Genomic DNA, 9,269 nt, shown 5'->3' with positions numbered 1-9,269 from the left:
GCCCAGAAGCCGGCCACAATGTCGCTCTCGGCGGGCAATGCGACGCCGGCCGTGGTGAATTCGGGCTGCGGGACGTTGCTGCCGCTCATAGACTGGCGCTCCCGCTTTTGAATTGCACTTGCCCCCCGATCGCCCGGGCTGTCACGGCAGTCAGAAAGATAGTCGCGCCGGTGACGCCGGGCACAAGTTCAGCCGCCGCGGCGAGCTTCTGTTTCAGCAACTGCACGGGCTGGAACCGGCCGAGTATCTGATCTGCGTAGGGCAGCCCGCGCGTGGTGTCGAAATAGCATTCCCCTGCCCAGACCTTGCACTCGCACGCCACGTCCTGCGCCTGTGAATAGGGCTCCGTCGCGACAGCAATGTTTCCGCCAGCATCGAGGCAGAGATCGTTGGCGCTGCGGTCGAGGAGCAATGTTGAGGCCATAATCTAACCCTACACCGGAGTGCCGGTCTGGCCGGTGCCTGTGGTGACGCCGGAGTGCTTGTGTGTGTGCAGCGAGGTGCCATTGCCGGTCACGTCGCCGGTCGCGGCCAGGGTGCCGTTGACGGTGACATTGCCGTTCAGCGTGATCGGCTTACCCGAGGCCGCGGTGATGGTGATGCCGGTGTCGTCGTCGACCTCGATCAACTGTGTCGGGGCGGCGCCGAGCAGGCCACCGAGGTAGATCCCGTCAGCCCAATCAAACCGGCGGCGCGAGCTCGGCGGGGCGGGCGCCTTCGTCTTACGCACGCTCGATGTGTCGGAGTGGCAGAACACGGCGAGGCCGATGTCGCCAGTTCGCGGGGTCAACTTCACCATCGATCCGCCGGCGCGCGGGGACAGGTACGGCATGGCGTGGATGGTGCCGTGATCGATCGCGTTGCCGGCGCCGTCGACCTGGTGCACCATCGGCTGCACGTCGACAGTGCCCTTGGTCGCATCGACCGCCTTTACCTGCACCAGCGTCGCGGTAACGATGCCGTTCATTGCCTGCCCGATGACGAACCTCATGCGGTCGAGGTCGTCCATTGTGTCGGGGAGATTTGCGAAGCCGGTATAGGCCTTGTCGGTCATGGTCGCCTCAGTTGATGATCGCGACCGGCGCACCGATCAGCGAGCACTCGATCTCGGTAAACCACTCGCCATCGGGCACGAGCGCATCGAGGTTGTGGCTGATTGATGCCACCACCCACTCGCCCGCCGCCGACTTGAACTGGCTCTCGACATTGACCTTGCGACCGAACGACAGGCTGGGGTTGAAGATCGAGGTGATCTGCACGCCGTTCTGCGTAAAGCTCGGATAGCCCACCATGCCGCTGTCCGGTGAAAGCTGCACTGACTGGCCATCGCGCGCCTGCCCCTTGGGCCAGACGGCGAGGACGCGGCTGACGTCGTCGATCACATGCATGCAGTCTACCGCCGTGCAGGCCTTCTCGATCTGTTGCTTGACTGATCCGGGCCAGTAGGGGCTCTCGATCTGTCCGGTGACGCCGCTATTCTCGAAGGTCAGCCCCATCTGCGTCGCCAGGCCGGCGAGCGCTTGCGCGATGTCGACGCTGCCGTTGTAGCTGGTTGGCGGGATCGGCTTGATCGACTGGAACAGGCCCGAGGTCGCCGAGACGTGGAACATCACGTCGGGGGCATTCCGGCCATCAGCCCATGCCTCCATGATCGTGCCGGCGAACACGACAGCAAGCCCCGACTTTTCGTCGCCCGCCAGCACCGTGACCGAGTTGTCGATCTGCTGGCCGAACGCGAGCTTGTTGAGGATCGTCAGCTTGTTCATCAGATCGAGCGGCATGCCCCAGACCCGGAGTTCGCAGTTCGCGTTGCTTGCCGAGCCAGCCTTCGTGATGTTCGCCGAGCAGCGAAGGCCGGAAAGGTCGACCGTGTCCGCGCCGGCCTCGCCAAAGTCGCCCTTGCCGAGTTGAAACTGCAGGTTGATGATGCGCCGCGCGAAAGCCATCAGGTGCCCCAGACCAGCAGGAATCGGGTGCCGAGGCCGGTGTAATCGGGATCGGCGACGCCTTGGGTGTCGATGAACGCCAGGTCGCCCGTAAACCCAAGATAGGCGTCGCGGACAATCCACGTGCGGTCACGTGCGAGCACGCCCGTCACAATCGGCACGTCGGCGAGATAGAGCGAGAGGTAAAGCCCGGTGCGTTTCTGGGACACCTCTAGCCGGCACCGCTGGCCACCCAATTGCACTGCCAGTTCCTGCGACGGAACCGCCGATAGGGGGATGGTCGACTGCGGGGTCATTTCACTGTGCCTGGATTGGCCGGCGCGCTGGTCGCCTGCGTTGGACCATTGTTGACGGTGTCGGCGCTGGCGGCGTCCTTGGTCTTCGAGAACTTGGCCGTCGCATTCTGCCTGATCTCGATCAGGCCCACGTCGGCGACAATGAGGCCAGCGCCGCTTTCGGCGCTGCGGTCGACGGTGACGTGCGCGACATTGACGCTGGCGTACGTCGCTTCAGCGGTGACGACATCGTAGATCTCGCGATCCGTCTGCATCGCGGTCAAGGATGCGAGGAAAGCCGCTCGGTCGGCCAGGGCACCCCCCTTCGTCATGCGAACCACGGCATCGAACGGCATCGCGACCTTGTCGTAGCTCTCGAAGCCGCCTTGCTCGATCGGATAGTCGGCGATGCGATATTCGGCCCGGTAATTCACGGCGATGACGTTGTCAGCTTCGAGCACGGCGCCGCCGTCCTTGAAGATGCCCCATTGCTGCGCGGCCAACTGGCCGACGTCGGCGCTGTCCTGCGTCAACAAGGCGTCGGTGCCGGTGCCGGGGTTCGTGAGGTCGCGAAGCACCGATGGGACACCGAGCGTCAGCGGCACGTCAGGGTAGAGCGCGCTCATGGCGCCACCCCGCCGTCAGCGCGCGCGACGATACCGCGTTTCTTGAGGTTATGGCTGATGTCGTGAGCGATCTTATGGCCATCCTTGCCATGGGTATTGACGACGATTTTGTGGATGTGGACGCCGCCCTTGTTGGCATGGAACCCGCCGCGCAGGACGTACCCTGAGCCGCGCTTCATGTCGCCGAGCCAGTCTCCGAGATGCTCCCAATGCGCACCTTGAGGCCGCATGAATTTCGTGATGTACGCCCACAAGGCGATCGCCGAAGTGTGCGACGACAGCACGTCTTTACCGCCCGGATCGCCACCCTTCAGTTCCCACATCAGGAATTGCATCTGCTGCTCGAACGTCGGATTCGCGCCGAACTGGGCTCGTAGCCTGGCGAGCCGAGCGCCGCGCCACTGACCGATCCCGAAGGCACCGTTCTTTGCCATCCCGAGGCCGCCACCCTCGGCGTAAATGCCTGCCGCGATTCCCATGGCAACATCGGGTGCAACGCCATGCGTCTCAAGCCACGATTGCGCCGCATTGCCGCTGCCGGTGTCCTTGCCGCCCGGTGCGGGTCCGTAATACGGGATGCCGGCGATGGTCCCCATCGGCTTTCCGCCGATACCGGGCAGCGCGGGCGTGGTCTCGCCGAAGTGACCCAACAGGCGGTTCAACAGTTCCGCGATCTTGGTGACCGGCGGGACAAGTTCCTTCATCAGGGTGTTGTTGAGGTCTGCCAGCGACTTCTGGAGCTTTTCCGCCTCGCTCGCCTGCTTTTCATAGACCGACGAGTTCTTCTCGTAAGCCGCGATCATCTTTGCAACCTTGTCCCCGCCCTGCTGCAGGAAATAGGTCATTTCCTGTGGCATCCCGGCCCGGCCGAGACGCGCCGCAAACTCGGGTCCGCTCATGTGGTCGCGGGCGCGCGCCATCTGTACGAGCAATTGCCCGGGGTCTTTGCCCAGCAAGTCGCTGCGATTGATACCGAGCCCGAGCAGGTCGGCATCCATGCCCGACGAACCAGTGAGCCGGTAGTTCTGCGTCGCTCGCTCCATCGCCTGCAAAGCGGCGTCGGCACTGCCCGGGGAGCCGCCGATCTCCTTCATCGCCTGCCGCCAGGCGACGACGCGCCCGGTGGTCATGCCCAATGTCTGGCCAAGCCGATCGGCGGTGGCCGAGGTCGAGATCATGCCGGAGATGAACCCGGTGAGCGAGGACGCCCCGGTGAAGGCGAGGAACAGCCCGATCGCCTCGTTGCGGACGGTGCGGAATGCCTGCCCGAGGTTCTTGCCCTGATCCTCAAGGCCGGAAAAGGTCTTGCGGACCTCGTCGCGCGTTCGTTTCGATGTGCGATCGACTTCAGCGGCGCTGTCCTTGAAACCGCTGGCGTCGAGGCCGAACGTAACAAAGAAGGCATCGAGGATGTTGGTGGCCATGGGGCGCTCCGAGGCTGTAACCTCAGGCTATCAGTCGGTTCCCTTCTCTGCCGCCTTCATCGCCCGCCGCTCGTTCTCCGAGGTGACGGTCATGACTTCGAGCAGGTCGTAGAGGTCTTCGAGGCCATAGACCGTCTGAAGTTCGATCAGGCTGGCTCGGTCACCGGCGATGACGGTTCCGCAGCTTGCGGGGACGTTGACGAAGGCTGCGGGCGTGAAGCGATCCACCTCTCCGCCATGCTCGACAGCACGGCGGGAATGGAAAAACCCACGTGCAGTTCCGCGACCTCCATGCGCAGCTTGAGCAGCGTTGCGACTTCCTCGATGTCGCCGTCGTTGTACGCATCGCCGCGGTTGAGCGGGCGCGTCATCGGCCGATCGGGCTGCTGCGGGTCCTTGCGCGACAGGTCGGGTGCAAAGGCAATGCAGCCGAGCATCTCGTCCATCAGGCCTTCCGCGTCGTCATAGCCGATGCGGGTGAAGGCGCCGACGCCCGCCGCGATCAACGCCGCAGCGCCGGCCTGGACAACCTCGTCGGGAACTTCGATGCCGGCGCGGCCGAGCGCCAGCATGGCCTTCATCGCCCACTTCTCGGCGGCGAATGCCGGCATCTCAACCAGCAGGAATGACTTGCCCTTGTCGCGGCCATCAGCCTCGATCGTGAGAACCTTGTGCTTGCGCATCAGATCATCATCGCCGGCTGAATGTTCTCCCACGTGATCGTGTAGCGGCGCGGCTTGACCGTGGTGCCGAGCGCGGGCGTCAGGGGACCATTGGTCAGGACGCCGCGCACCATCGCGTATTCCTTCGAGATGCTGGGCACGACCAACGTGCCGAAGCACATGAATTTTTCGCGCACCCGGCGCTCGGTCGCCATCCAGTTCTCGAAGAAATCGACCGAGAGACTATCGGCCTGCAGGGTGATGTTCTGCGCAATCGCCATCGGCACGAACCCGGCGGAAAGGCGTCCGTCGAGCCCCATCGAGACCTGCGCGTTGCCGACCTGGTCGGTGTCGGTGATGTCGTCAGCCGAGAAGCCCTGGATGCGCTGCGGCGTGTCATAGAGCCCGGTCACGCCGATCAGCAGGATCGCATTGGCCGAAGTCAAAGTGCGGGTGTTCATTGTCAGGGCCCCTTACTGGACGGCGACGCTGTTGAGCGTAATGCGCTGCACCGACTGGCCATCGGTGTAGATCAGATGGATCGAAGGCGAGCCGCGGGCCGCACGCACGTCCGCGGCCGCATCGTCCACCTTGATGAACCAGCCGCGCTGCTGGACCGTGTCCGAGGCATTGCCGCCCACAAGGTTGTCGATCTCGGCGCTCTGGGCGTTCGAGAGCGTGATGCCAGCGCGGATCGCGCCGAAGTTCACCGCCTTCTGCACCGGATCGAGCATCGCGGCGCGGATTAGCGCATAGCCGTCGTCATTGTACGGGATCTGGCCGACATCGACGAGCAGCTGGAACAGCGCGTTCTGCAACAGGTTGTTCAGCCACACCTGCGAGACCCAGCTATCGATCCAGTCGAAGCTGCCGGTGATCTGGCCGGGGTAGAAGATCACGAACGCGTCGACGACCTCAGCCACCGAAGCGACGTAGTTGTAGCCATTGCTGATCAGATTGTCGCCGATAGTCTGGTTGGTCACGCCGGGCGAGACATTGCCGGTGCGATAGGCCAGCGTGGCGCGGCCATTGGTCGCATTGGTGTCGAGGCTGGCGATCGCGCCCATCACGAACGCAGACACGCTGGCGCCGTTCGTGGGGTCATAGATCGGGATGACCGAATCGTATCCGGCAGCCACGACCAGCGGGCCGAAGGACGTGGTGTCGCCGTTGGTGGTCGCCGCCGCGTTGTTGGTGTAGCCGACATAGGCGAAGCGCTGCGACTTGCCATCGGCCCACTGCGCGAATGCCACCTTGTCGGAATCGCTCGGCTCCCACGTGGTCGAGAAGCTGACGAAGTCCTGATTGAGCGCCACCACGGCATCCATGGCCGATCCGGGCACCGACGCGGCAGCACCCTGCGAGAGCACCGCACCGGTGGCGCTGGTGAGCTTGAGGCCGGCCGCGAGTGTGCCAGTGGCGACGGTCAGGGTTGAGCTGGTGCCGGTGGTCGAGTCGAGGAACACGAACGCGCCCGAAAGGCTGTCATAGCTGACCGTGAAACCGGGCGACGTGAAGCCGGCGAGGATCAGCGTCGCGGCGTTCGAGAACGAGGTCGCCGCCGAGAGGTTGATGGTCGACGAGGTCTTCGCCGAGCCGTTTACGGTGATCGTCAGGGTGCCCGACAGCGCCTGCAGCTGGGCGAGCGTGGTGCCGGCCATCGAGCCGCCGCGCAGGTAGGCGGCGATCGGCGCCGTTGCGTACTGGCTGAAATAGATCTTCGCAGGCTTGATCGGAGAACCATCGTAACCGGCGAAATAGACCGTCGCCAGCGTCGCTTCGGTCGAAAGGGCACCGAAGTACGTCGCCACATCGGCGGCGGTGGAGAATGACAGCACCACGCCGTAGGGAATCTGCGTCGAGGAAGTGAGGAACAGGCCGACAAGGTCGAGGCCCTGGCCACCGGCGCTGATCACGCTCGGCAGCACGTTCACGAAACGGGAAACCGGAATGCTCGCGCCCATGTCAATGGAACTCCGTCAAGGTAGTAATCAGATTGTCGGCGAATTGCTGGTCCACCGTCACCACGATGATGCCGTGAAGTGCGCAGCGAACCATCATGCGTTTGATGTACTGCTGCTCGCCGGCCAGCAGCGGCATCTGCAACGGGTCTTCGCAATAGAGCGGCGCGATGCCCGACGGCTTGAGCGCGTCGACGCCGTGGGCATCGGCCAGCAGCGTCGTGATCACCTGCGCAGTATCGGCCGCTGCCTCGCCGTAGACGTCGAGCTGGTAGTGCAGCGCGGTCGAACGCGCGACGGTCTTCTGACCTGCGTCCGGGGAGTAGTCGTGGGTGGTCTGCGCCATTTTCTGAAGGCGAGTTTCGGTCATCACGACCCAGCCGTCAACGCCAGGCATGGGCACGCGATTGTCCAGACCTTGGACAATTTCCGTGCCCACCGGCACGATGTCGAGCAGGAACGTGCGCAGCGCGATGAAGGCATCTTCGGAGGTGATTGCAGGGGTCATGGCATCTGGCTCGTGATTGCAGCCTTGCACCAGCCTGCAGTTGCCCATCCTTCGAGCAGCGCCACGACCAGCCATGTCTGGCCACGGAGAGCCGCAGGGATGCGTGGATCGGTGTCGAACACGATCAGATCGCCGCCGGACTGCGATGGCCGATCGACGCTCGACAGTTGCGTATTCACGAAAACGCTGGCCTGGCCGTTGCTAATGTTGAGGTTGTTGAGATGCTCGAGTTCGCTTTGCGTGAGCGACTGCACCTGAACGATGATCGGCTCGTCAGGGGCATACGATGGCGCCCGCTTGCCGCTATCGCCCGTGGTATAGCCGGTCGAGCGCCGCAGCGTCGCCGCGACGTTGGGGTTGACCCGCTGCACCGATCGGTTGGCGAGGGCGCGGACGTTGATCACACGACCTCGCGATCGACGCTGTTCAGCATGGTGCCGGACCAGACCAGCGGCTTGCCGGCCGGCGCCGTCTCGCCCGCCGCCACATCGTGCCGGGCCTGCATCACATCGGCGAAGGTCATGCCATCGCGCGTGGGGAAGCGTTCCTTGAGCAGGTCTGTCACCGGCGAGTTGGCGGGGCCGTCCATGTCGACGATCGCCTCGCGCAATTGGCCGGCCATGCCGTCGCCCATCAGCGCCAGTGCCTTTTGCGCGTCGTAGTTGGCGGCCTTGAGCACGTTGCTGAAAATGTCGCCCCAATCAGGCGAGTTCTTCGCGATCATGTCGGTGAAGAAGGGCCGAGCAGGAATGCCGGCCTCGGGCGCGCCGAAATTGTTGATCGCGGCCACCATGGCGACAGGGGTGCCATCTGGATAGGTCGCGCCCTCAAGGAAGCCGACATGTACTTCGCGGGCCTTGCTCAGCGCATTGCCGATCTCGACCAGCTTTCGCGACAGTCCATCGCCGCCGCTTACCGCTGCCATGGCGTGTTAGCCCACGGATCTGCGATGTAGGCTGGGCCCGGCACATAGACCGCGCCGCGCAGGTTCTTCGTCGCCTGCCAGAACGAAAGGCCGTACTGGGTCTGGCGATACCACTGCGCCGTGCCAGGCATCAGGCCGGTGTCGAACGACACGCTGGCGCTGCCCTCCGATGCCGTTGAAACCGCGCCTATCGTGCCGGATGGCTGCCCCGTCGATTCGAGCGCGCCAGAGAGTGTAGCGATGTGCGCCGTGAGCATGTTGAGCAGGATCAGCCGGCGCGTCACATCGGTCACCGGCGAGCAGTCGGTGTTGTCGAGGTAGAGCCCGGCCTCGGTAAAGAAAAGGGCGGCCTGCTCTGCGCTGACCGCCCCCATCTCGGGATACCGAGTGACCCAGGCGGCATAGTTGAATGCCGCAACGGCCATGATCAGTCTTCCTTCGCGGTTTCCAGACCTTTCGGCAGGTCCTTGGCGGGATCGAGGGCCTCGACGCCAGTCTTGACGTCCTCGCGCGCCTTGGCCTCGGCCTTCGTGTCGTCGGCCTTCTCGGTGAAGAAGATCGCGCCCGAGGCAATCGGGCCACCGCCCTTGTTCAGGTCGTACCAGCCCTTGAACGCCTTTGCCTGCGCGCCATCGAGCACGGTCAGACCGGCGCCGGACACCCGGTCCACAGAGTCCGGCGCCGCTCCCTGCCGCCACGGGTTGTTGGCGTCATAGCCGACGTTGCCGCCGTTGAGTTCAATGGTCTCGCCTTCGTGCTCGATGGTGTGGCCGTGGGGAAGTTTGCAACCGACGATCATAGGGGGCTCCTTGTCCTGTCTTCATCGGAACCCCGCCTGCCCAGAGGGAAGGCAGGCGGGGCTATGGGAAGGCAGGTTTCGCTTACATGTCCAGCATGCGCGCGACCGCGATCGGGTAGCGCAGGATGGTGCCCCACGTGCCG

The 9,269-nt window shown here is 64.2% G+C and carries 14 protein-coding genes; all 14 read right to left on the bottom strand.

The features are described 5' to 3' along the window. Window positions 1-85 precede the first annotated feature (85 nt). The 14 genes from AC1P6P_RS10985 to AC1P6P_RS10920 all read right to left on the bottom strand — a co-directional run bounded on the left by AC1P6P_RS10985 (window position 86) and on the right by AC1P6P_RS10920 (window position 9,126). Entirely contained in the window at window positions 86-424 is a 339-nt protein-coding gene (locus tag AC1P6P_RS10985; RefSeq protein ID WP_481402482.1) for a contractile injection system sheath initiator, read from the bottom strand. 9 nt (window positions 425-433) lie between these two features. Beyond that, a complete protein-coding gene (locus AC1P6P_RS10980; RefSeq protein ID WP_481402481.1) occupies window positions 434-1,054 on the bottom strand; it encodes a Gp138 family membrane-puncturing spike protein in 621 nt (206 codons plus the stop codon). A 7-nt stretch (window positions 1,055-1,061) separates the two neighbouring features. Next, the gene (locus AC1P6P_RS10975; RefSeq protein ID WP_481402480.1) at window positions 1,062-1,946 is read right to left on the bottom strand and encodes a baseplate hub protein; all 885 of its coding nucleotides are present in this window, start codon (window positions 1,944-1,946) and stop codon (window positions 1,062-1,064) included. Then, window positions 1,946-2,242: a phage baseplate plug family protein gene (locus AC1P6P_RS10970; RefSeq protein WP_481402479.1), complete on the bottom strand. Its 297-nt coding sequence runs from the start codon at window positions 2,240-2,242 to the stop codon at window positions 1,946-1,948. Before AC1P6P_RS10970 ends, AC1P6P_RS10975 begins: the two co-directional genes overlap by 1 nt. Next, complete coding sequence (locus tag AC1P6P_RS10965) at window positions 2,239-2,847, bottom strand: hypothetical protein (protein ID WP_481402478.1); 609 nt, start codon at window positions 2,845-2,847, stop codon at window positions 2,239-2,241. The genes AC1P6P_RS10970 and AC1P6P_RS10965 overlap by 4 nt, the downstream gene beginning before the upstream one ends. Next, the gene (locus AC1P6P_RS10960; protein WP_481402477.1) at window positions 2,844-4,271 is read right to left on the bottom strand and encodes a phage tail tip lysozyme; all 1,428 of its coding nucleotides are present in this window, start codon (window positions 4,269-4,271) and stop codon (window positions 2,844-2,846) included. Before AC1P6P_RS10960 ends, AC1P6P_RS10965 begins: the two co-directional genes overlap by 4 nt. Window positions 4,272-4,417: 146 nt before the next feature. Next, window positions 4,418-4,954, bottom strand: coding sequence for a hypothetical protein (locus tag AC1P6P_RS10955; RefSeq protein WP_481402476.1), 537 nt, complete (start codon window positions 4,952-4,954; stop codon window positions 4,418-4,420). Next, window positions 4,954-5,394 carry a phage tail fiber protein gene (locus tag AC1P6P_RS10950; RefSeq protein WP_481402475.1) on the bottom strand — a complete coding sequence of 147 codons (441 nt, stop codon included), beginning with the start codon at window positions 5,392-5,394 and terminating at the stop codon, window positions 4,954-4,956. The genes AC1P6P_RS10955 and AC1P6P_RS10950 overlap by 1 nt, the downstream gene beginning before the upstream one ends. Window positions 5,395-5,406: 12 nt before the next feature. Further along, window positions 5,407-6,897: a DUF3383 domain-containing protein gene (locus AC1P6P_RS10945; protein WP_481402474.1), complete on the bottom strand. Its 1,491-nt coding sequence runs from the start codon at window positions 6,895-6,897 to the stop codon at window positions 5,407-5,409. A gap of 1 nt (window position 6,898) precedes the next feature. Continuing rightward, the gene (locus AC1P6P_RS10940) at window positions 6,899-7,402 is read right to left on the bottom strand and encodes a phage neck terminator protein (protein WP_481402473.1); all 504 of its coding nucleotides are present in this window, start codon (window positions 7,400-7,402) and stop codon (window positions 6,899-6,901) included. Beyond that, window positions 7,399-7,806, bottom strand: a complete 408-nt coding sequence (locus AC1P6P_RS10935) for a hypothetical protein (protein WP_481402472.1) — start codon at window positions 7,804-7,806, stop codon at window positions 7,399-7,401. The genes AC1P6P_RS10940 and AC1P6P_RS10935 overlap by 4 nt, the downstream gene beginning before the upstream one ends. Further along, window positions 7,803-8,327 (bottom strand): hypothetical protein, encoded by a 525-nt coding sequence (locus AC1P6P_RS10930; protein WP_481402471.1) that lies wholly within the window; start codon window positions 8,325-8,327, stop codon window positions 7,803-7,805. The genes AC1P6P_RS10935 and AC1P6P_RS10930 overlap by 4 nt, the downstream gene beginning before the upstream one ends. Continuing rightward, the gene (locus AC1P6P_RS10925; protein ID WP_481402470.1) at window positions 8,315-8,752 is read right to left on the bottom strand and encodes a DUF4054 domain-containing protein; all 438 of its coding nucleotides are present in this window, start codon (window positions 8,750-8,752) and stop codon (window positions 8,315-8,317) included. The genes AC1P6P_RS10930 and AC1P6P_RS10925 overlap by 13 nt, the downstream gene beginning before the upstream one ends. Window positions 8,753-8,754: 2 nt before the next feature. Next, window positions 8,755-9,126 (bottom strand): hypothetical protein, encoded by a 372-nt coding sequence (locus tag AC1P6P_RS10920; protein ID WP_481402469.1) that lies wholly within the window; start codon window positions 9,124-9,126, stop codon window positions 8,755-8,757. Window positions 9,127-9,269: the final 143 nt, after the last annotated feature.

The sequence above is a fragment of the Rhizomicrobium sp. genome (assembly GCF_056722145.1).
The sequence above is the reverse complement of the archived record's forward strand: the minus strand, read 5'-3'. Positions and strand labels throughout refer to the sequence as shown.

Coding starts and splice junctions, on each gene's coding strand:
- AC1P6P_RS10940 (WP_481402473.1), bottom strand. CDS start 7,402: ATGACCCCTGCAATCACCTCCGAAGATGCCTTCATCGCGCTGCGCACG.
- AC1P6P_RS10945 (WP_481402474.1), bottom strand. CDS start 6,897: ATGGGCGCGAGCATTCCGGTTTCCCGTTTCGTGAACGTGCTGCCGAGC.
- AC1P6P_RS10930 (WP_481402471.1), bottom strand. CDS start 8,327: ATGGCAGCGGTAAGCGGCGGCGATGGACTGTCGCGAAAGCTGGTCGAG.
- AC1P6P_RS10970 (WP_481402479.1), bottom strand. CDS start 2,242: ATGACCCCGCAGTCGACCATCCCCCTATCGGCGGTTCCGTCGCAGGAA.
- AC1P6P_RS10975 (WP_481402480.1), bottom strand. CDS start 1,946: ATGGCTTTCGCGCGGCGCATCATCAACCTGCAGTTTCAACTCGGCAAG.
- AC1P6P_RS10950 (WP_481402475.1), bottom strand. CDS start 5,394: ATGAACACCCGCACTTTGACTTCGGCCAATGCGATCCTGCTGATCGGC.
- AC1P6P_RS10980 (WP_481402481.1), bottom strand. CDS start 1,054: ATGACCGACAAGGCCTATACCGGCTTCGCAAATCTCCCCGACACAATG.
- AC1P6P_RS10965 (WP_481402478.1), bottom strand. CDS start 2,847: ATGAGCGCGCTCTACCCTGACGTGCCGCTGACGCTCGGTGTCCCATCG.
- AC1P6P_RS10920 (WP_481402469.1), bottom strand. CDS start 9,126: ATGATCGTCGGTTGCAAACTTCCCCACGGCCACACCATCGAGCACGAA.
- AC1P6P_RS10960 (WP_481402477.1), bottom strand. CDS start 4,271: ATGGCCACCAACATCCTCGATGCCTTCTTTGTTACGTTCGGCCTCGAC.
- AC1P6P_RS10955 (WP_481402476.1), bottom strand. CDS start 4,954: ATGCGCAAGCACAAGGTTCTCACGATCGAGGCTGATGGCCGCGACAAG.
- AC1P6P_RS10985 (WP_481402482.1), bottom strand. CDS start 424: ATGGCCTCAACATTGCTCCTCGACCGCAGCGCCAACGATCTCTGCCTC.
- AC1P6P_RS10925 (WP_481402470.1), bottom strand. CDS start 8,752: ATGGCCGTTGCGGCATTCAACTATGCCGCCTGGGTCACTCGGTATCCC.